Origin of the sequence: Empedobacter sp. GD03739 (genome assembly GCF_029843245.1) — a bacterium.
Taxonomy (GTDB): Bacteria; Bacteroidota; Bacteroidia; order Flavobacteriales; family Weeksellaceae; genus Empedobacter; species Empedobacter falsenii_B.
In genome coordinates, this window is the sequence record NZ_JAOCHX010000028.1 from 22,065 (window position 1) to 44,352 (window position 22,288).

22 protein-coding genes are annotated in these 22,288 nt (G+C 31.2%); 13 read left to right on the top strand and 9 right to left on the bottom strand.

The features are described 5' to 3' along the window. Positions 1-59: 59 nt before the first annotated feature. From N5E64_RS10340 to N5E64_RS10355, 4 genes are all read right to left on the bottom strand, one after another. A complete protein-coding gene (locus tag N5E64_RS10340) occupies positions 60-572 on the bottom strand; it encodes an IS1096 element passenger TnpR family protein (RefSeq protein WP_038333549.1) in 513 nt (170 codons plus the stop codon). 3 nt (positions 573-575) lie between these two features. After that, positions 576-1,997: a CCA tRNA nucleotidyltransferase gene (locus tag N5E64_RS10345; protein ID WP_280037478.1), complete on the bottom strand. Its 1,422-nt coding sequence runs from the start codon at positions 1,995-1,997 to the stop codon at positions 576-578. Positions 1,998-2,028: 31 nt separating this feature from the next. After that, on the bottom strand, positions 2,029-2,586 hold the full coding sequence (locus N5E64_RS10350; protein WP_221627900.1) for an L-threonylcarbamoyladenylate synthase: 558 nt from the start codon (positions 2,584-2,586) through the stop codon (positions 2,029-2,031). 93 nt (positions 2,587-2,679) lie between these two features. After that, positions 2,680-3,741 (bottom strand): glycosyltransferase family 1 protein, encoded by a 1,062-nt coding sequence (locus N5E64_RS10355; RefSeq protein ID WP_280037479.1) that lies wholly within the window; start codon positions 3,739-3,741, stop codon positions 2,680-2,682. Between the two features lie 125 nt (positions 3,742-3,866). On the opposite strand from N5E64_RS10355, the gene N5E64_RS10360 reads away from it, so the two are divergent. Then, complete coding sequence (locus N5E64_RS10360) at positions 3,867-4,646, top strand: lipopolysaccharide kinase InaA family protein (RefSeq protein ID WP_280037480.1); 780 nt, start codon at positions 3,867-3,869, stop codon at positions 4,644-4,646. Positions 4,647-4,685: 39 nt separating this feature from the next. Here N5E64_RS10360 and N5E64_RS10365 read toward each other — a convergent pair whose 3' ends face one another. The 5 genes from N5E64_RS10365 to N5E64_RS10385 all read right to left on the bottom strand — a co-directional run bounded on the left by N5E64_RS10365 (position 4,686) and on the right by N5E64_RS10385 (position 9,333). Then, entirely contained in the window at positions 4,686-5,591 is a 906-nt protein-coding gene (locus N5E64_RS10365; protein ID WP_280037482.1) for a GYDIA family GHMP kinase, read from the bottom strand. Between the two features lie 5 nt (positions 5,592-5,596). Further along, positions 5,597-6,475, bottom strand: a complete 879-nt coding sequence (gene fabD / locus N5E64_RS10370; RefSeq protein ID WP_280037485.1) for an ACP S-malonyltransferase — start codon at positions 6,473-6,475, stop codon at positions 5,597-5,599. A gap of 53 nt (positions 6,476-6,528) precedes the next feature. Next, complete coding sequence (locus N5E64_RS10375; RefSeq protein ID WP_280037487.1) at positions 6,529-7,302, bottom strand: glycosyltransferase family 2 protein; 774 nt, start codon at positions 7,300-7,302, stop codon at positions 6,529-6,531. 48 nt (positions 7,303-7,350) lie between these two features. After that, a complete protein-coding gene (locus N5E64_RS10380) occupies positions 7,351-8,415 on the bottom strand; it encodes a glycosyltransferase family 9 protein (protein ID WP_280037489.1) in 1,065 nt (354 codons plus the stop codon). Between the two features lie 102 nt (positions 8,416-8,517). Continuing rightward, positions 8,518-9,333, bottom strand: a complete 816-nt coding sequence (locus N5E64_RS10385; protein ID WP_280037491.1) for a 2,3,4,5-tetrahydropyridine-2,6-dicarboxylate N-succinyltransferase — start codon at positions 9,331-9,333, stop codon at positions 8,518-8,520. Positions 9,334-9,424: 91 nt separating this feature from the next. Between N5E64_RS10385 and ruvX the strand changes: the two genes are divergently transcribed. The 12 genes from ruvX (at position 9,425) to lysS (ending at position 22,186) form a co-directional block, all read left to right on the top strand. Continuing rightward, the gene (gene ruvX / locus N5E64_RS10390) at positions 9,425-9,838 is read left to right on the top strand and encodes a Holliday junction resolvase RuvX (RefSeq protein ID WP_038333513.1); all 414 of its coding nucleotides are present in this window, start codon (positions 9,425-9,427) and stop codon (positions 9,836-9,838) included. 44 nt (positions 9,839-9,882) lie between these two features. Further along, the gene (def, locus tag N5E64_RS10395; RefSeq protein ID WP_038333508.1) at positions 9,883-10,458 is read left to right on the top strand and encodes a peptide deformylase; all 576 of its coding nucleotides are present in this window, start codon (positions 9,883-9,885) and stop codon (positions 10,456-10,458) included. A 20-nt stretch (positions 10,459-10,478) separates the two neighbouring features. After that, positions 10,479-11,075 carry a DUF5606 domain-containing protein gene (locus tag N5E64_RS10400; RefSeq protein ID WP_280037495.1) on the top strand — a complete coding sequence of 199 codons (597 nt, stop codon included), beginning with the start codon at positions 10,479-10,481 and terminating at the stop codon, positions 11,073-11,075. 6 nt (positions 11,076-11,081) lie between these two features. Further along, positions 11,082-11,846 (top strand): nucleoside triphosphate pyrophosphohydrolase, encoded by a 765-nt coding sequence (gene mazG / locus N5E64_RS10405; RefSeq protein ID WP_038333498.1) that lies wholly within the window; start codon positions 11,082-11,084, stop codon positions 11,844-11,846. 338 nt (positions 11,847-12,184) lie between these two features. Then, positions 12,185-14,176 carry an excinuclease ABC subunit UvrB gene (uvrB, locus tag N5E64_RS10410; protein WP_280037497.1) on the top strand — a complete coding sequence of 664 codons (1,992 nt, stop codon included), beginning with the start codon at positions 12,185-12,187 and terminating at the stop codon, positions 14,174-14,176. 110 nt (positions 14,177-14,286) lie between these two features. Then, positions 14,287-15,006: a DUF4846 domain-containing protein gene (locus tag N5E64_RS10415; RefSeq protein WP_280037499.1), complete on the top strand. Its 720-nt coding sequence runs from the start codon at positions 14,287-14,289 to the stop codon at positions 15,004-15,006. A gap of 85 nt (positions 15,007-15,091) precedes the next feature. Further along, a complete protein-coding gene (locus N5E64_RS10420; RefSeq protein WP_125350150.1) occupies positions 15,092-16,252 on the top strand; it encodes a cysteine desulfurase family protein in 1,161 nt (386 codons plus the stop codon). Next, positions 16,252-16,776, top strand: a complete 525-nt coding sequence (locus N5E64_RS10425; protein WP_114999807.1) for a CvpA family protein — start codon at positions 16,252-16,254, stop codon at positions 16,774-16,776. Before N5E64_RS10420 ends, N5E64_RS10425 begins: the two co-directional genes overlap by 1 nt. Before the next feature lie 198 nt (positions 16,777-16,974). Next, a complete protein-coding gene (rmuC, locus tag N5E64_RS10430; protein ID WP_114999805.1) occupies positions 16,975-18,351 on the top strand; it encodes a DNA recombination protein RmuC in 1,377 nt (458 codons plus the stop codon). A 31-nt stretch (positions 18,352-18,382) separates the two neighbouring features. Continuing rightward, positions 18,383-19,321 carry a hypothetical protein gene (locus tag N5E64_RS10435; RefSeq protein WP_280037501.1) on the top strand — a complete coding sequence of 313 codons (939 nt, stop codon included), beginning with the start codon at positions 18,383-18,385 and terminating at the stop codon, positions 19,319-19,321. Positions 19,322-19,397: 76 nt separating this feature from the next. Next, the gene (locus tag N5E64_RS10440; RefSeq protein WP_280037503.1) at positions 19,398-20,378 is read left to right on the top strand and encodes a hypothetical protein; all 981 of its coding nucleotides are present in this window, start codon (positions 19,398-19,400) and stop codon (positions 20,376-20,378) included. 107 nt (positions 20,379-20,485) lie between these two features. Continuing rightward, on the top strand, positions 20,486-22,186 hold the full coding sequence (gene lysS / locus N5E64_RS10445; RefSeq protein WP_125350152.1) for a lysine--tRNA ligase: 1,701 nt from the start codon (positions 20,486-20,488) through the stop codon (positions 22,184-22,186). Positions 22,187-22,288: the final 102 nt, after the last annotated feature.

Consider the following 22,288-nt stretch of genomic DNA (forward strand, 5'->3'; position numbering starts at 1 on the left):
AAAAAATCTGAATGTTGCCATTCAGATTTTTTGATATATAAGTTGATTAGTTGTAGTTTTTATAAATCGTCTACGTCTAAATCTTCGTCGATTTGTAAATCATTTAATTCAGCATCTTCTGCAAAATCAATATCTTCTTCATCGTCTAAATCAACCATCATGTCTTTTTTAGGCGCTTTAAGAGGCATTGAACCGAAACGGTAAACCGTTAATGGATAATTAAGAACAGCTGGTTTATCTTCTACAGAAATTAATTCAGCCACAAATGTCCACATTTCCATAAAATCATATACAAAAGCCATACGATCTCCTTGATTAGCAAAAGCTTCTTTGATATAAAAATCAGCCATTGTTTCATCAGTTCCATCATCAGACATATCCTCTAAAGGAATTTCTTTTGTTTGGTTTCCATCTTCATCTACTTCATAGAACGACGCCAACTCCTCACCTTGTAAACTAAAAGCACTAATAATACCTTTGTACAATGTGAATAATGTTTGCTTCTCTTTAATTTCTATGTCTCTAAAAACATCCTCTTTTGCATCAAGGAATACACGAATTTTATATATCACTTTCTAAATATTTTTCGGTTCCAAATTTAAATCTTTTCCCATATTAATTACAAATTCTAATGCAGAATTATAATTATTTTCTACTTCGCCTTCTAAAATTGCTTCTTTGATGGCATTTTTTAATATTCCAATCTCTTTTCCTGGCTGAATATCAAATATTTTCATAATTTCTTCACCCGAAATTGGCGGTTGAAAATTACGAACTCTGTCGCGTTCTTCAACATCTTTTATTTTTTCTTCTACAACTTCAAAATTTTGTTTGAAACGTTTCTGTTTACGTTCATTTTTTGTTGTAATATCGGCTTTACAAAGCGTAATTAAATCGTCGAAATCTTCTCCAGCATCAAATAATAATCTGCGCAAAGCTGAATCTGTTGCATCGTCTGTTACAACTGCAATTGGACGAGAACTCATCATCACCAATTTCTGAACATATTTTACTTGCGGTCCTAATGGCAATTTTAATCGTCTGAACAATTTTAATACCATTTTAGATCCAACAAATTCATGCGAATGAAATGTCCAACCTACATTTTTATCAAAACGTTTGGTAACCGCTTTTCCAATATCGTGCAACAATGCCGCCCAACGTAACCAAACATTATCTGTGTTGACAGAAATATTATCAACGACTTCTAACGTATGATAAAAATTATCTTTATGTTTCTGACCTTCAACCTCTTCAATTCCTTTTAACGCAACCAATTCTGGTAAAATATGTTGCATTAATCCTGATTGTTCCAATAATAATAATCCGACCGAAGGTTTATCCGTCATCATAATTTTCTGAAACTCATCCATTACACGTTCAAAAGATACGATATTAATACGTTCTGCATTGTCAATTATTGCCTGAAAAGATTTTTTTTCTATTTCAAACTCCAATTGAGCTGCAAAACGAATCGCACGCATCATGCGCAAAGGATCATCAGAATAGGTAACATTCGGTTCTAATGGCGTTTTGATGATTTTATTATTCAAATCTTCTACTCCATTAAAAGGATCAATTAATTCACCGAAATTCTCTTTATTCATCGAAATTGCCAATGTATTGATCGTAAAATCACGACGTTTTTGGTCATCTTCCAACGTTCCGTCTTCTACATGTGGTTTTCGACTATCTTCTGAATAACTCTCTTTTCGTGCACCTACAAATTCCAAATCTGTGTCTTTATATTTGAACATTGCTGTTCCAAAACGTTTAAAAACTGAAACTTGTGATGTATGTCCTAATTTATTAGCTAATTCTTTAGCCAATAAAATTCCATTTCCTACTGTTACAAAATCGATGTCTTTTTTCTGACCACGATTCAATAAATAATCGCGTACAAATCCACCAACTACATAAGTTTCTTGATTAATTTCATCAGCAACTTCTGCTACATTATTAAAAATTGGATTTGATACGGCTTCTAAGATTTTCATTCTGCAAAAGTATATGTTTTGAAATAAAAAACTACTCTCTAATAACTTTTACTTCGTTATCTAGACCTAATTTAATTATCGTTGATGCAGTAAACTGAGGCACAAAGGTTTTTGTCTCGTCTGGATAAAAGTCAACACGCTCTAAAATAGTAGGATTAACTTCCGAAAACACTTTTGGAGAAGGTTCTCCTGATAAATTAGCCGATGTAGACACAATTGGTCCACCTAATTTCCCTATGATTTTCTTACAAAACAAATCGTCTGTTAATCGAATAGCAATTGTATTGTCTTCTGCAACTAACGATTGTGGTAAACCTTTTGGATTATCGTAAATAATTGTAAGAGGTTTTTCATTCAAATCAATCAAATCCCAAGCTAATTCTGGCACCTCAACAATATTTTGTAACATACGTGGAGAATCAACCAAAATAATCAACGATTTTGATGAAGGACGATTTTTTATCTGATAAATTTTTTCGATTGCAGCCTCATTCTTCGCATCACAACCCAGTCCAAGAATTGTGTCTGTTGGATAAAGCATTGTTTCTCCTTGTTTTAGTTTGGCTACAATTTCGTTTATATCTGACATTTTCTTTGTTTTATAAATTTGAGTGCAAAGGTATTATAGGAAAGTTGAATGAAGTCGATTTTCTTCGAAATATTATTTATCGCAAAATAGATTTTAGATTTCATAGACCTTTAGATATTCATTTGCCGCTTTATCCCAACTAAAACTTGCAGCTCTTTTGATATAGGATTCAATAAAATAATCTGAATTTTGATTGTATTGATTTAACGCATCTTCCACTACATTTTTCATATATTCTGGTTCAAAATCATTCCAATAAAACGCATCTTTTCCACCAATTTCTGGTAAAGACGTTTTATCAGATAAAATAATTGGTTTTCCAAAGCTCATCGCTTCTAAGGGAGGCAAACCAAAACCTTCTCCAGTTGATGGAAATAAGAACGCTTCGCAATTTTGCATATAAAATTGCTTTGCTCGTTCAGAAACTTTACCTGATAAAAAAACTTGGTTTTCTAATTTTTCTTTAGCAATTAAATCTTTTATTTTTTGACCATAGGCATTCGTACAATTCCCAGAAATAATCAAATTAAAATCTGGTAAAAATTTCATCATTTTTACAAGTGATTCAAAATTTTTCTTTTCAAGAAAAGCTCCAATCGTATAAAAATAAGGTTTTGAAATATCTAATGGAGATTGAAAATCATCACAATTTATAATTTCTGAAATTGAATTTCCATTATAAATTATTGTATTTTCTATTCCCGAAATATCAAAATATTGCATAGTTTGTTTCTTTGCATATTCAGAAATAAATGTGATAACATCTACTCGCTTAATCTTTTCTTTAAAATATTTAATGTGATTTGGACTATAATCAAGCGAATTTTCTTCCATAAAATTAACATCATGAATCGTCAAAACATATTTTTTTGGTTTATGACAAGGTTCAACTTTTATATTTTGATTTAAGGAGTGCCAAACATCATACTTTTCACGCGTTCTGAAAAACGGATTGCGCATTAAACTATAATATTTTTTATAATGAAATTTAGTACCAAATTCAGTCCTTAAATCTTCAGGTTTTTTGTAAAGTAAATAAATTTGATCATCAAAATTTAATTTCGAAAGCGCTTTAATCAATTCGTAATTAAAAACTCCGAAACCAGTTGCACGATTCTTTAGATTATGAGATTCTAAAAGAATTTTTTTTGCCATAAGTTAGGTTCTAAAATTTAAAAACTTGTTTTAAGTTGTCTGTATTTTCAACAAAAATAGACATATCTTTGACAGATTAAAATGAAATATAGATTTTTTCTATATTAATTATAATATTTTGAAAAATGACACAGAAAATTGTCGTAAATAATAATTATAAAACTACTCAAACCGAAATCAAATCTATTATTGATAATTTTGATCTGATTGATGATTATATTGCAAAAGGTACAAGAAATTCTATCAAAAAAAAGAGATTAGAATCGGGTAAAATTGCAACGATTAAATCATTCAAAATTCCGAATATTGTTAACAAATTTGTGTATCGATTTTTTAGAAAATCAAAAGCTGAACGATCTTATGAATATGCAAAACGATTGATTGATTTAGGTTTTTTGACGCCATATCCTATTGCTTTTGTAGAAAATAAAACCGCTATAAATTTTAATGATAGTTACTATTTCTGTGAATTAGTTGAAGCTGATTTAACTTATCGTGAATTAGTTGAAATTCCAACTTGGGAAAATCGAAACGAAATTTTGAAACAGTTTACAAAATTCACTTTTGATTTACATGAAGCTGGAATTGAATTTTTAGATCATTCTCCTGGAAATACTTTAATCAAGCAAGTTGGAGAAAATCAGTACGAATTTTATTTGGTTGATTTAAATCGCATGAATTTTCACAATTCAATGAGTTTTGATATTCGAATTAAAAATTTTTCTCGTCTAACTCCTCAAAAAGAAATGATTGAAATTATGGGAAAAGAATATGCGAAACTTATTAATAAACCAGAACAGGAAGTTATTGAAGCTATGTGGAATAAAACGCAAGAATTCCAACATAAATTTCAGACAAAACAAGCTCGAAAAAAGAAATTAAAAGCCATGATTGGTAAAAAATAATAACAAAAAAGCAGATTTGAAATCAAATCTGCTTTTTTGTTATTTTATCATTTCAGAAAACGGAATAATAATCTCATATCCTTTTTCTTTAAAATAATCGTTCATTCCTTCTCTATACGTCACTAAGACAAAATCTCCGCCCCAAGCTCCAAGACTTTTTACAGTTCCTAAATAATCAGGAAAATACAATTCTTTAACTTGTGGAATTTGCATAAAATCACCTAATCTAGCTTGATATTCATCCAAAATAGATTCTAAATCAGTTAAATTCTCAACTTTAGTTGCTTTTACAACCAAATCAGAAAGATCCTGAATCATTTTCCAATCTTTTGGTTTGTTTTTGTAATGATTTCCCACAACGGCTTGCGTATCTTGCTTTTGATTAAGATAAACAAAATAAAGTTGATCTTTAAAATTCCAATTCAATTCTAAATCTTCTACTTCGATAGGATTATTCGAAAACAAAATAGGCTGATGATGATGCGCACATGCAATATCATAACCACTTGTATTGAAGGTTAATTGATTTAATTCAAACGGATTTATTTCTATCCATTGACTAATCAAATCAATCAAAGTCGAACTACTTCCCAGTCCCCATTCTTGCGGATATTCTAACTTCGTTAAACATTGATAACTGTTATTAGAATCAAAAAAATCAGAATTTAATGATTGAGCTTTTTTTAAAATTGTCTGCAATGATTTGCTTAATCTATCATTTGTAGTAGAAATTATTTCTAAATCATTCAATCTAATTTCGGCTTCAAACCAAATAGAATCATCAAATTTAATCGCTTTCCAAGTGATTAAATTTTCAGTTTCTGATGAATTTTCTACAAACAAACATTGCCCATATTTAGTGGGCAATGCAAATGCTTTCGCTCCATCAATCACAATATATTCCCCTATAAGGAATAATTTTCCATTGGAACGGTATGTTTTCATTTCGTTTAGATTTGTGCCGAAGAAGTCGTTACTTCTCTGTTTATTTTTTTTACTAAACCTTGTAAAGTGTTTCCTGGTCCAACCTCAATAAATTCAGTTGCACCATCAGCAATCATATTTTGTACAGATTGCGTCCATTTTACAGGAGCAGTTAATTGCGCAATCAAGTTTTTCTTGATTTCTGCAGGATCTGTAACGGCAGTTGTACTTACATTTTGATATACTGGACAAATTGGCGTATTGAATGTTGTTTCTTCAATGGCTTTTGCCAATTCTTCTTCCGCTGGTTTCATTAAAGGTGAATGAAAAGCTCCACCAACAGGTAAAACTAAAGCACGTTTTGCGCCTAATTCTTTCAATTTTTCACATGCTACGTTAACCGCTTCAATTTCTCCAGAAATCACTAATTGACCTGGACAATTGTAATTTGCAGCAACTACAACTCCATCAATTTCTGCACAAGCATCTTCAACAATTTTGTCTTCTAATCCTAAAATTGCAGCCATTGTTGATGGATTAGCTTCACAAGCAGCTTGCATTGCTAAAGCACGTTTGTACACTAATTTTAATCCAGATTCAAAATCTAACGTTTCATTTGCAACTAAAGCAGAAATTTCTCCTAAAGAATGTCCTGCAACCATTTCTGGTTTAAAATCTGATAAAGTTTTCGCTAAAATAACAGAATGTAAAAAAACTGCTGGTTGTGTAACTTTTGTTTGTTTTAGGTCTTCTGCAGAACCTTCAAACATAATTGATTTTATATCAAATCCTAAGATTTCGTTTGCTTTATCAAATAATTCTTTTGCGATTTCAGAATTTTCGTACAAGTCTTTACCCATTCCAGAGAATTGAGCACCTTGTCCTGGAAAAACATATGCTTTCATTATACTATTTTTAATGTATGACAAATGTATAATAAAATCTTAAACTTCTTTATTTAACCTAAGTTTTGATTTTCTTTTCTATAAATTTCATCTAAATATTTATAACGATTTGCAACAGAAATTGCATGTAGTTTTGCAATTGTATAACCATCTTTTCCATCTAAAAAACCAAGTCTCATTACGAAATAATTTAAAAAACGATAAGCAGGCTTTATAGTATAATGATAAAATGATGGTTTCAAATTTTTGAGACGAAGTTCTTGTGCTCGTAAGCGAGAATAACTATTAAGTTTATTTAAATAATATTCTTCATCAATAAACGTATGATGTTTCACTTTTTGTTCCAAATCACCTACTGAACCATCACATTCTAATAATTCATGGACCATCAAACCATCTTTATATCTACATTTAGATTTTCTAAAAAGACGAACAGCTCTCACATTTTGCTGACCTGAAAATTCTATTTTCTTATTCTTAAAATAAAATGAATGATAAGCCATAAAAGCTACTTCCTGTAAATTTGAATTTACTTTCTTTATTAATTCTTTTTTTAATTCAGATGAAAGTTCTTCATCTGCATCAAAAAAAGTGACCCAATCATTTTTTGCCAAAGAAAGTGCATAATTTCGTTGATTTGTGAAATTATCAAACTTGCGTTTTACAAACTTTACTTTTGGATTTTGGAATGCAATTTCTTCCGTTTTGTCTGTACTATATGAATCTACAATAATTATTTCATCTGCATAACTAGCCTCATCAAGAAATCTTTTGATGTTTTTTTCTTCGTTAAGTGTAATTAGTAAAGCAGAAATTTTAGTAGACATTCTCTATAGTAATCAAATTTTATAAATAGAAACTCAAAATTTCTATTTTTATTTTATTAATGGTGATAAGAAATATTCTAGTTTTTCTTTAAACAACTCGAAGTCAAAGATTAAATAAAATTCATCAACTTGTTTTTTTATTTGACGATTGTTTAAATCTCCAAGTTTTTCAGGAAAATAATCTTTTAAATGAACACTTGTGTGATGAATTCCATCTTCGAAAGTTGCCCAAACTTTTTTATCAATCCAAGGAGAGAAAATAATAAATGATTTTTTCCCTAAAGCTTTGGACATATTAATTGCTCCTCCATCATTTCCTACAATCACATCACATTCGTTTGCAATTGCAATAAACTCGCGCAAATCATTACCCAACAATTCAAAATAAACTTTCGATTTGGTTTCATCAGATAATTGATTATATACTTCTTTTGCTTGCGGTAACTGTTTCGGAAAATAATTGAATAAAATATTGACATTATAATGTTGACCAATAAAATCAACCATTTTTGCCATTTCATTCAACGGATAAGTTTTTGAAGGATCAGAACCAAGCAAACTAATCATAACCGTTTTACGAGTAGAATCAACTTGATGTTTTGTGAATAAATCTTTCGCAAAGTTTATTTCTTCTTCTGTTAAATATAATTTTGGTTCTGTAGCCAAAGGCGTTTCAATTCCTAAAGGCTTCAATAAAGACAAACGATGTTCGATTGCTAAACCTAAATATGAATTTGGTTCGTCATGTTTTTCTACATTATCTGTATACAAAAACGTTCTTCCAATCTTTTTATATGATATTTTTTTTGGTGCATTATTGATAAGAACATCCACCCAACTCTGTAATTTTGAGTAAGCATCAATTACAATATCATATCTATTTTGATTAACTTTTTTCGAGAATTTAATCAAATTCATCAAACCTTTGTTTTCTTTTTCATCGAAAACAATTTTATGATCGATGTAGGGATTATTCTCTAAAACAGGCAAAGTATTACTATTGATTAAATAATCAACAATAGCATTTGGATAAGCTTTTTTGATATTTTCGCACAACAATGATGTGATTAAAACATCGCCTATCATCTTGTGTTGGATAATCAAAATTTTCATAAAACATAGTTATAAAGCAAAACTACTAAAATATGTTTGATTCGAAAATAAAAAATCCTCAACAAAACTGCTGAGGATTATATTTTATAAAATTTATTTTACTTAAACCGCCACATTATGCTCGCGTAATGCATCGTTTAATGAAGTTTTTTTATCTGTAGACTCTTTACGAGTTCCGATGATCAAAGCACATGGAACTTGGTATTCACCTGCAGCAAATTTCTTTGTGTAAGACCCTGGAATGACAACTGAACGAGCAGGAACATAACCTTTAATTTCTACTGGTTCGTCACCTGTCACATCAATAATTTTAGTCGATGCTGTTAAAACAACATTTGCTCCTAAAACCGCTTCTTTTCCTACGCGAACTCCTTCTACAACGATACAACGAGATCCAATGAATGCATTATCTTCGATAATTACTGGAGCAGCTTGCAATGGTTCTAAAACTCCACCAATTCCTACACCACCAGATAAGTGAACATTTTTCCCAATTTGCGCACAAGAACCTACAGTAGCCCATGTATCAACCATTGTTCCTTCGTCCACATACGCACCAATATTTACATAAGAAGGCATTAAAATAACTCCAGAAGAAATATACGCACCATAACGAGCAACAGCATTTGGAACAACACGAATTCCTTTTTCAGCATAGTTACGTTTCAACTCCATTTTGTCATGGTATTCAAAAATTCCAGCTTCTAACGTTTCCATTTTCTGAATTGGGAAATACATTACAACTGCTTTTTTTACCCATTCGTTTACTTGCCAATCTTCACCAACTGGTTCTGCACAACGTAATTGTCCGTTATCGATTAACTCAATTACTTCACGAATTGCAGCTTGTGTTGCATCATCTTGTAACAATTCTCTATTGTCCCAAGCTTTTTCTATGATTTGTTTTAAATTCTCCATCTTTATTAATAATAGCCACAAATATAAAAATTATAATCAAGGGATTTCATAGAGATTATTTATTATTGAATCGTTTTTTTAAATTTGCCAAATGTCACGAATATTAGCGTTAGATTACGGAGGAAAAAGAACAGGCGTTGCCGTAACCGATGAATTGCAAATTATAGCTTCGCCAGTTGATACAATTGATACATCAAAATTGATGGATTTCTTGAAACAATATATCGAGAAAGAAAACGTTTCTGACCTTGTAGTTGGGTTATCTGTTCGTTTTTCGGGAGAATTAAATGAGATTGAAAATCAAATTCAACCTTTTTTGAAAAAGTTTTCTGAACAATTTCCGCTGATTAAAATTCATCGTGAAAATGAGATGTTTACATCAAAAATGGCTTCGCAAGCAATGTTTGCTGGAGGAATGAAAAAGAAAAAACGTCAAGAAAAAGGAATGGTCGATAAAGTAAGTGCTGTAATAATTTTACAATCATTTTTATCACATAAACTATAACAAATTGTATCTTTGCCGTTAAATTAATAAAAAAAGATCAGAAAATGGTATTACCAGTTGTAGCTTACGGAGATCCTGTCTTACGTAAAGTTTCACAAGAAATCGATCAAGATTATAAAAATTTACAAGAGCTGATCCAAAATATGTTCGATACAATGTACGACTCTAACGGAGTTGGTATCGCGGCGCCACAGATCGGAAAAGATATACGTTTATTTATTGTAGATTGCTCACCTTTTGAGGAAGATGAAGATTATGAAGATATACAGAATGAGTTGAAAGATTTCAAACGTGTTTTCATCAATCCAAAAAAAATCAGTAGTTCTGAAGGAGACGAATGGGCTTTTACAGAAGGATGTTTGAGTATTCCTCACATTCACGAAGATGTAACACGTCCAGAATCGGTAACTTTAGAATATTTTGATGAAAATTGGGTGAAACATACCGAAACTTTTTCGGATATTCGCGCTCGAGTTATTCAACACGAATATGATCATTTGGAAGGAAAGCTTTTTATTGACTATATTTCGAGCTTTAAAAAGAAATTAATAAGTAATAAATTAAAAAATATAACAAAAGGGAAAGTAAACACGAGTTACAAAATGAAATTCCCTTCATAGACCCTTAAACATAATAGAATATGGATTTATCAAGAGTTATCGCAATTTCAGGAAAACCAGGATTATACCGTTTAGTTTCTCAAACAAGAGGTGGTTTTGTTGTTGAAGATTTAGAAAAAGGTAAAAAAATCTCAATCGCTTCTAACTACAATGTTAGTTTATTAGACAACGTTGCGATCTACGGAGTATCACAAGAATTTCCTTTGGCTGAAGTTTTCTTCAGAATTTACAAAAAAGAAAACGGAGGAGAAACGATCGATTACAAAACTTCTGGTGCAGAATTGCGTAAATATATGGAAGAAGTTTTACCAGAATATGACGATTCAAGAGTTTATGATTCTGATTTGAAAAAATTATTCCAATGGTATAATATCTTACACAAAAACGGATTATTAAACATCGACTTAGCTGCTGTAGAAGCTGCAATGGCTGCTCAACAAGCACAAGAAGCTCCTGTTGCTGAAGTAGAAGCTACAGAAGAAGTTGCTGTGGAAGAAAAACCAAAAAAGAAAGCTCCTGCTAAAAAGGCTGCTGACAAAAAAGACGCTGAAGAAAAACCAGCTAAAAAAACTGCTGCTAAAAAAACAACAGCAAAAAAAGATAAAGACGCTGAATAATTAGAGATGAATACACGTAAAGATCAATTACAGGCTTTCGAAAGATTGTTGGATATAATGGATGAATTACGTGAAAAATGTCCGTGGGATCGTAAACAAACAATGGAAACGTTGCGTACGTTGTCTATCGAAGAAATTTATGAACTTTCGGATGCTATCATCGAAAAAGATTCGGATGAAATAAAAAAAGAACTAGGTGATGTTTTTCTTCACCTAGTTTTTTATTCTAAAATCGCATCAGAACAAAACAACTTCGATGTTGCTGATGTTTTAAATGGTATTTGTGACAAATTAATTCATCGTCATCCTCATATTTACGGTGATGTAGAAGCTAATACAGAAGAAAAAGTGCTTCAAAATTGGGAACAAATCAAACTAAAAGAAGGTAACAAATCTGTACTTTCTGGCGTTCCTACTTCTCTCCCAGCAATGGTAAAAGCTTACCGAATTCAAGACAAAGTAAAAGGTGTTGGATTTGAATTTGAAAATTCTGATCAAGTTTTTGATAAAATTATCGAGGAAATTAATGAATTCAAAGAAGAACAAAATCCAACAGATAAAGAGATGGAATTTGGTGACATTTTATTTTCTTTGATTAATTATGGACGATTTAATGGCATCAATTCTGAAGATGCTTTAGAAAGATCGAACAAAAAATTTATCACACGTTTTCAGAAATTAGAAGAAATCGCGAAAGAAAATGGTCAAAACATAGCTGATTTAACCATTTCTGAATTAGACAATTTATGGAATTTAGCGAAAATTCGCTAGTGTAAACTTGACACTATAAATTTTATTCAAATTCACGAAAACGTTGTAATCAGACGTTTTAACACTATTATAAATAACTTTTATCGACACCAATAAAACAAAATATTACAAATTATTGTGCATGCACAGAAAACCGACATATATTTGCAATGGTTATAGCGGGCAATAGCTTGTAATAATGGAAGGAAGTTTGTTTACTAAGTAAACAGTTTTCTCATTTTTTTGTGGTTTTGATGAAAAGGTGACTTAAAGTCGCCTTTTTATTTTTTATCAACTTCTATTTAAAATCACAATTCATAACAACCCTTTTTTATCTGAATAATTTGTAAATTTGTGAAATGCAGTTTCAATTAAATTCTGAATTCAAGCCAACCGGTGATCAGCCAAAAGCTATTGAAGAATTATCAAATGGTATTCTAAATAATGATCGTTATCAAACACTTTTGGGTGTTACAGGTTCTGGTAAAACATTTACAATCGCGAATGTTGTGCAAGATGTGCAACGTCCAACTTTGGTTTTGGCGCATAACAAAACGTTGGCGGCGCAGCTGTATATGGAATTCAAAGAATTTTTTCCGAATAATGCTGTCGAATATTTCGTTTCTTACTATGATTATTATCAACCAGAAGCTTACATTCCTTCATCAGGAACCTATATTGAGAAAGATTTATCAATTAATGAAGAAATTGAAAAGCTTCGTTTAAGTACAACTTCCTCCCTACTTTCTGGTCGTCGCGATATTTTGGTTGTGGCTTCAGTTTCGTGTTTATATGGTATTGGAAATCCAACAGAATTTCATAAAAATGTGATTCAGATTGAAACGGGGCAAATTATCTCGAGAACAGCTTTTTTGCATAAATTAGTCCAAGCTTTATATTCGAGAACAGAAGGTATTTTTCAACGCGGAAATTTTAGAATTAAAGGAGATACATTAGATATTTTCCCTGCTTATGCGGATGATGGAATCAGAATTAATTTCTTTGGTGATGAAATCGAAGAAATCTCAGTTTTCAATGTAGAAACAGGTAAAACTTCAACTAAATTAGATAAAATTAATATTTATCCAGCCAATCTTTTTGTTACTTCTAAAGACACTTTAAATGGTGCAATTGCTGATATTCAGATCGATTTGGGTAAACAAGTTGAATATTATCATGAAATCGGAAAACATCTCGAAGCAAAACGTTTGCAAGAACGTACTGAATTCGATTTGGAAATGATCAAAGAATTGGGATATTGTTCTGGAATCGAGAATTATTCGAGATACTTAGACGGTCGCGAACCAGGAACTCGTCCATTCTGTTTGTTAGATTATTTCCCAGAAGATTATTTGATGGTGATTGATGAGTCGCACGTTACAGTTTCTCAAGTTCATGCAATGTATGGTGGAGACCGCTCGCGCAAGGAGAATTTAGTAGAATATGGTTTCCGACTTCCAGCTGCAATGGACAATCGTCCGTTAAAATTTGAAGAATTTGAAGCTTTACAAAATCAAGTGATTTATGTTTCGGCAACACCTGCGAATTATGAATTAGAAAAATCGGAAGGAGTTGTTGTAGAGCAAGTCATTCGTCCAACTGGATTATTAGATCCAATTATTGAAATTCGTCCAACACAAAATCAAGTCGATGATTTGATGGAAGAAATCAATAAACGAGTAGAGTTAGACGAACGTGTTTTGGTCACTACTTTAACGAAACGAATGGCGGAAGAATTAACGAAATATTTGACAAAATATGGTGTTCGTTGTCGCTATATTCATTCCGATGTCGATACGTTAGAACGTGTTCAAATTATGGCCGATTTACGTGCGGGATTATTTGATGTTTTGGTTGGTGTTAATCTTCTAAGAGAAGGTCTAGATTTACCCGAAGTTTCTCTGGTTGCAATTTTGGATGCTGATAAAGAAGGTTTCTTAAGAAGTCATCGTTCCTTAACGCAAACGGTTGGTCGTGCTGCTCGTAATGTGAATGGTTTAGCGATCATGTATGCTGATAGAATTACGGATAGTATGCAATTAACAATTGATGAAACGAATCGTCGTCGTGAAATTCAGATGCAATACAACAAAGATCACAATAAAGTTCCGCAAGCTTTAAATAAAAAAATAACAAAACTAAGTTTAGCTGCAGCAGATTTTGAAGAAAATCCTTACGAACAAAAACATTTGATACAACAAGCTGCGGAGATTAATGAAAATTATTCGACAGAAGATAAAGAGAAATTGGTACAGAAATTGCAGAAAGAAATGGAAAAAGCTGCAAAAAATTTAGATTTTATAAAAGCAGCCGAATTAAGAGATCAAATTCAACTCTTAACCAAAGAATAGCACGTTTTTTTTTAGTTTTAATGAAATTTTTAAGTTTTACATTTTTAATATTATTTACTCTTTTATCTTCCTGTAATACTCATATTCTAAAATCTTCTACTAATAATGAATTGATAGAAAATGAGGAATATAGTCTCATTCATTCTCGTGAATTAAAAATTTTTAAAAAATTTGATACACCTCCAAATTATGAAAGGAATCAAAATTATACAGATTTTGGTAAATGGATAAATAACCTTCCGCTCAAAAACAATAATACAGCTGTTTATTCTTTTGATGGTCAAAAAAAATCTAATCCAAATATATATGTAGGAGTTTTAGATTTAGAACAACCCAAAAAAAATGTACAGTTTAATGCAAATGCGATGATGAGTTTACGTTTAGAGTATTTCTTCCGTACGAAAAAATACAATGAAATAGATAAATTGTCTAAAATTTCTACAAAACCAATTCCTTACACTGACTATGTAAAAGGAGATTATTCTTATACAAAATACATGCAATATTTGATTTATTATTTAGAAAATACAAATTCAAATACAATTGCTGAATTATTAAAACCAATCTCTATCAAAGAGATTCAAATTGGCGATGTATTTTTTCAAAAGGGAAATATAAAAAGTCATGCTGTAATGGTAATTGATTTAGCGAAAGATAAAAATGGGAATAATATATTCATTTTGGCTCAAAGTTATTATCCAAGTCAAGACATTCATATTCTTTCTAATCCAAGCAACGATTTAATCTCACCATGGTATATTGCAAAAGAAGGCATACTTCTTACACCTGAGTGGAGATTTTTGTCTTCGGACTTGATGCGTTTTAAATAACATTTTACTTTTTCAATCCTTACATTTTACTTAAATTTGTTGTTCAAAACCTCAAAGTAAACAACAATACAGTAAATAATCGATAATGCAAAGAGTATATTTAGACAATGCAGCAACCACAGCAATTCGTCCAGAAGTAGTTGACGAAATGGCAAATGTGATGAAAAATGTTTTCGGAAATCCATCTTCTACCCACGTTTTTGGTAGAGAAGCCAAGGCACTTATAGAAATGGCTCGAAAGAACATTGCGCAGCGTTTAAATATTTCTCCTGCCGAAATTTATTTTACTTCTTGTGGGACAGAATCTAACAATACGATTATACGTTCTTGTGTAAATGATTTAGATGTTACACGTATCATTACTTCGGATATGGAACACAAATGCGTACAAGAAAGTATCAAAGATTTAGAATATCGTGGAAAAGTTGAAGTAATCCGCATCAATATTCAAAAAAATGGAGACATTGATTATGCTCAATTAGAGGAATTAGTTAAAGATCAATCTAAAAAAACATTGGTTTCTTTGATGCATGCTAATAACGAAATTGGAAATTTAACAGATATTAAACGTATTTCGCAATTGTGTCAAGAAAATAATACATTGTTCCACACAGATACGGTGCAAACAGTTGGTCATTACGATTTAGATTTCCAAGATTTGGGAATGGATTTCGCTTCTTGCTCAGCACACAAAATTCATGGACCAAAAGGTGCTGGATTTTTATATGCAAAAAAAGCTTCGCATTTAAAAGCCTTGATTGCTGGAGGAGGACAAGAAAGAGGAATGCGTTCTGGTACCGAAAACGTATACGGAATTGTTGGACTTTCAAAAGCTTTTGATTTAGCAATTGATGAGTTAGAAGCTCATGTTAATCACATCAAAGAAATTAAACAATATACAATCGATCAATTAAAAGCAGCTATTCCAGGCGTTTCTTTCAATGGATTATCAGATGATTTAGACAAAAGTTTGTATGCATTATTAAGCATCAAATTACCATTTCATGATGCCTTAATCGGATTCGAATTAGAATTAGCTGGTATCGCTGTTTCACAAGGAAGTGCTTGCAGTTCTGGTGCAGCAAAAGTTTCATTAGTTATGCAAACATTGTACACAGAAGAAGAAATTGATCAAATGACGCCTTTACGTGTATCTTTTTCATACGAAACAACTAAAGAAGATATTGATGTCTTAGTTGGAACATTGAAAAAAATCGCTGAAAAACATCAATTACAAAACGCTTAATGACTGATTTCAATCAACTTGATATTCTGATTTTAATTGCGTTAGCTTTTGGTTTTATCAACGGATTTTTCAAAGGTTTTATTTCTCAATTAATTGGGTTAGTCGGTTTTTTTGTAGCAATTTGGTTAAGTTTTAAATTTTATCAAATCATCGAAGTTTATGTCGATTCTTACAACATTGTTGCAGATAGCTTAACTTCTTTGGTTGCGTTAGTTATTACATTTGCAATTGCTTTTTTCACAATAAAATTAGCGTCAAGTTTAACACAAAAAACAGTAGAAGCAGTTGGTTTAGGAATCATTAATCGATTTGGTGGAGCGGCTTTAGGATTAATAATCTCTTTACTTTTAACATCAAGTATTTTGTATTATATCGATCCGATTTTAGAATTAGGATTTAAAGAAACAAAAGACGAAAGCCAGATTTTACCAATTTTGAACGAAAGTTCTCAAATCATCAAAAATTCTATCTTCGAAACAAAAGATAATTTAAGGACAGAATCCCAAGATTCTATTCATTTATAATCATACAAAGACAGCTTTTTTCAAGCTGTCTTTTTTCTTAACATTAATTTTATAAAAGGCACAAAAATTATCTAAAGAGATCAAAACAATTAATTTAAGATGAAAAACGATTCTTAGAAGTCGTTTTTTTATGATTTTATTTTTAATAACGACATATTGTGTCGTATAAAATCGTTCCTTTGTTTAAATTTTAAGATTATGAACAGCGCTATCATACTTTCATCCATCCTTTTTTTTATCATTGGAGCCGTTATCAGTTTTTTATATTCAAAGTCGAAAGCAAATTCAGCCATAATTGGAAATGAAATAAAATACCAAGAACTTCAGAAGCAATATGATTCGCTAAAAAATGAATTTATCGAAATAAAAGATGATGCAAATTTCAATTTGGATCAATGGCAAAAAGAGCGCGAAAAAAATACAGAATTAACGGTTCGCCATCAAGAAGCAATGAAAGCTGTGGAGGATCAGAAATCGTTTATGCTCGAAACTAATGAACGATTAAAAGAGCAATTTGAAGCACTTTCAGCTCAAGTTTTGAAAAGTAATAACGAACAATTTCTTGATTTAGCGAAAACAACATTGGATAAACATTTTACTAATTCTCAAAACGATTTAGAAAAACGTCAACAAGCGATTGATTCGTTAATCAAACCATTAAATGAAAGTTTGAATAAATTTGACGGAAAAATATCCGAAATAGAAAAAGCACGAGAAGGCGCTTATTCAGAAATTAAAGTTTTCTTAGATTCAATGCGTGGTACAACTGATAAATTGCAAAAAGAAACCAATACATTAGTTTCTGCTCTTAAAACTTCACACACAAGAGGAAAATACGGAGAAATTGGTTTGCGACGTGTGGTTGAATTTGCTGGAATGTCGTCTTTTTGTGATTTTGAAGAACAAACTTCTGTTCAATCAGAAAATGGTTTGCTTCGCCCAGATTTAATCGTTAATCTTCCTGGAAATCGAAAAGTTATTGTCGATTCTAAAGTTCCGTTAAACCAATATATGCTTGCGTTCGAAACGGAAGATGAAAATTTGAGAAAACATCATTTGCAAATGCACGCGAAAGCTGTACGCGAACATTTAAAGAATTTGAGTTCTAAGGCTTATTGGAATCAATACACAGAAGCACCCGATTATGTGGTGATGTATCTGCAAATTGAAAGTTCTTTTGGTGCTGCGTTAGAATTGGAGCGAACTTTGATAGAAGATGCACTAAACAATAGAATAATTATTGCAACACCAACTACTTTGATTACAATGCTTCGCACAATTGCGTTTAGCTGGCAACAATTAAATGTTGCGGAAAATATATATCAAATGCGAGATGCAGGGATAGAATTATACAATCGTGTGAATGTTTTGATACAACATTTGGCAACTGTTGGTCATAATCTTAACCAAGCAACCCAAAGTTACAATAAAGCTATAGGTTCACTAGAAAATCGTTTTATTCCGCAGGTTAAAAAGCTGAAAGAAATCGGTGGAACTTTGATGGAAAAAGAAATTTCGGAAACTAAGCCAATTGATACAATGATTCGTTCAATAAATAACTTGGATATTCAATAATCATTCTATATTTGTACAACTTTTAGAGAGAATGAAAACAAGCCTATTTACCTTGATTTTACTATACTCTCCTGCCATTTTTGCGCAGGTGAATTTTGAAGAAAAATCTGTACAGGTAAAACCAAATTTAGAATTAAATAAAGTATATAACTACTCATTTACAGATCGTAACTTTTCGATTTCTGTAAATGACACGGTTTCTAAAGTCATCAACCAATCAAATAAATCGATGGAATTGGTTGACAAGAATGATTTTGCTAATAAGTATACATTTGTAAATGGTAAAAATCAATCCAATGATCCTGATGAATTTTACCGCGATTTTATCAATAATTCTGAAGGAATAGAATACGAATTCACAACAAATCCTTCTGGAGAATTTTTAGAATTATTAAATATTCCTCAGATTGAAGAAAAATTGCTTAAAATAACAGATAAACTTGGCAAACAGCGCAAAAAATCTGATGATTATAAGGCAAATATTGCGTACATTGAGGAAATGGTCAAATCGAAAACATATGTTCCCTATGTTTTTGAGCAAGAAATTCACGTTTTCAATTATTTTAATGGACAATATTTTCGTTTAGGTGAAACATATGAAGGAAAATCTGTACAGGAAAATATTTTTGGTTTTCCAATTTCTTCTACAACAAACACTTATCTAAAAGACATCAACAAAGAAAAAGGTACGTATACAATTGCTTCTGACCAAAATTTGAGCAAAGATGATTTTGAAAAATTATGGGAAGAAATGGCGTATTATATGTTGAATGATGCTAAACTGAATTTGTCACAAGAACAGGTAAAAAAAGAAATCAAAAAATATTCAGAAACAGTTGAATTAAAAGTAAAATATGAAAATACATACGATTTGAATTCAATTTTAATCAAATCTGAATATTTATTTAGCTTAAACATTGGTTCTAAGAAAACAGTTAATCAATTAAGTATAAAACTTTTAAATGACTAAGTTTTATTTTTTAACGAATTTCAAACTTCATTTTAGATAATTTGCTCTATTTTTGAATTAGTTTGATTGCTTATAAATGAAAATTAACTTTACATATTATCTGTTTTTTCTATTTTTTTCGATAAAAATATTCGCTCAAGATCCTATTCAAGATACAATTTCACCGGTTGTTAAAAATGATACTATTTTTAATGCTCCACAGGAAACGATTATTTTCCCGAAAACATATTGGAATATTGGAAACGAGAAACGATATAATGTAACAACAAGTGAAGTGAAATTGGAAGATGACACGATTTCGCATCAAGAACAATATACTTATAACGTTATTATTCAGGTTGAAAATGTCTATCAAAATGAAACCATTGTAAAGTGGAATTTCAGAAATATACAATTCAATTCAAAATCATTTTTAAATAATCCTTTTTCGTTAGTTAATAATGTTTCGATTTCCTTTAAAATAGATCAAGACGGACGATTTTTAGGTTATACAGATTTAGATAAAACGATTAAACAATTGGTTTTATCTTCAGAAGATTTAGAGAATAAATATTTGGATAATCCTACTGCGATTGCGTTAATCAAAAAGAATCTTCAACAATATTCTACAGAAGAAAGTATTGTTAAATTATTTGACAAAGACATTCGTCAATTCCATCATTTTTATGGAAAAAGTAATTTTACTTTAGAAAGTGCGCCATTTGTTTATCAATCTTACATGGATAATTTATTTAGCACTTCTCCCACTCCAGCGACAACAGAATTGAAATTGAATGAGATTGAAGTTTCGCAAACCAATTATATTATGTCAAGTTTTCAGCAAGCCGATAAAGATTGGTTGGCCAATTCTTGGTACAGCTATTTGAAAGATTTAGCTACGAAATTAGGTTCTGAACAACCATCTGAAAAAAGATTGAAAGACGACATAAAATATTACGTTAAAACAACTTCGCGTATCAAAGATAACGGTTGGATTTCGTATAGTATCGAAACCAAAAAGGTGAAATTTCAAGATACGGATTACACGTTAGAGCGCCGTTTTGAGTTAGTAGACTAAAACTCGCATCAATACTGATAATTCTTACATTATTAAATCATAAAAACTTCGTGAATCAAGATTATTTTTCATAATTTTGCATTCATTTTATATAAATTATATTCACTATGCAATTGTCTGAACAAGAAATTATTCGTAGAGAAAAACTACAACAATTAAGAGACTTAGGCGTTGAGCCTTACCCTGCCGAAGAATTCGTGATAACTTCTAATTCTAAAGAAATTAAGGAAAAGTACGAAGAAGGAAAGGTTGTCAAGCTTGCCGGACGATTGATGAGTGTTCGTGTAATGGGAAAAGCTTCTTTCGCTGAGTTACAAGATAGCGAAGGTCGTGTACAGGTTTATATCTCGAGAGATGATATTTCTTCGTCTGAAGAAGGAATTGAGTACAATACAATTTTCAAGAAATTGATGGATATCGGAGATTTTATTGGAATTGAAGGATATGAATTCAAAACTAAAGTGGGTGAAATTTCTGTTCACGTAACAAAATTAACGTTGTTATCAAAAACTTTACGTCCATTACCAATTGTAAAAACTGACGACGAAGGTCATGTATTTGATGCTTTTACAGATCCAGAATTGCGTTACCGTATGCGTTATGTAGATTTGGTTGTTAATCCTCAAGTCAAAGAAATTTTCTTAAAACGTACACGTCTTTTTACAGCAATGCGTAATTTCTTTAATGATTGTGGATACATGGAAGTAGAAACTCCTGTTTTACAATCGATTCCTGGAGGTGCAGCAGCTCGTCCATTTATTACGCATCATAACGCATTAGATATTCCATTATATTTAAGAATCGCGAACGAATTATACTTAAAAAGATTAATCGTTGGTGGTTTTGATGGTGTTTACGAATTTTCTAAAAACTTCCGTAACGAAGGAATGGATCGTACGCATAATCCAGAATTTACAGCAATGGAAATTTATGTTGCTTACAAAGATTACAACTGGATGATGGATTTCACAGAGCGATTATTAGAACATTGTGCAATTGCTGTTAATGGAACTTCTGAAACAACTTTCGGAGAACATAAAATTGATTTCAAAGCACCTTACAAACGTGTAACAATGCGTCAATCAATTATTGATTTTACAGGATTTGATATCGATGGAAAATCTGAAGCAGAATTATTTGAAGCTGCTAAAGGAATGGGGATCGAGGTTGATGAGACTATGGGTAAAGGAAAATTAATCGATGAAATTTTTGGTGAAAAATGTGAAGGAAATTACATTCAACCAACTTTCATTACAGATTATCCAAAAGAAATGTCTCCATTGACTAAAAAGCACCGTGATAATCCAGAATTAACTGAGCGTTTCGAATTAATGGTTTGTGGAAAAGAAATTGCTAACGCATATTCTGAGTTAAATGACCCAATCGATCAACGTGAGCGTTTTGAAGCACAAATGGCTTTAGCTGATAGAGGTGACGACGAAGCAATGTTTATCGACCAAGATTTCTTACGTGCATTAGAGTACGGAATGCCTCCAACATCAGGTTTAGGAATCGGAATGGATCGTTTGATTATGTTCTTAACAAATAATCCATCTATCCAAGAAGTTTTATTCTTCCCTCAAATGCGTCCAGAAAAAGCTGCACCAGCTTACGAATTGACAGAAGAAGAAACTCAGATTATTGGAATTTTAAAAGCTAACGAAAACATTGATTTGAATGAATTAAAATCTCAAGCTGCTTTAAGCGGTAAAAAATGGGACAAATCAATGAAAAATTTAGCAAAATATAACTTGACTAAAGTAACTGTTGAAGGAGATTCTAAGACAGTTTCATATTTAGGCGAGTAAATTATTACCCTTTCATCTATATTTAAAAAGCTCAACTTCGGTTGGGCTTTTTTTGTAATTATTTGGGCGTTCCCTCGCTCTTTGCCTTCCATTTATATTATT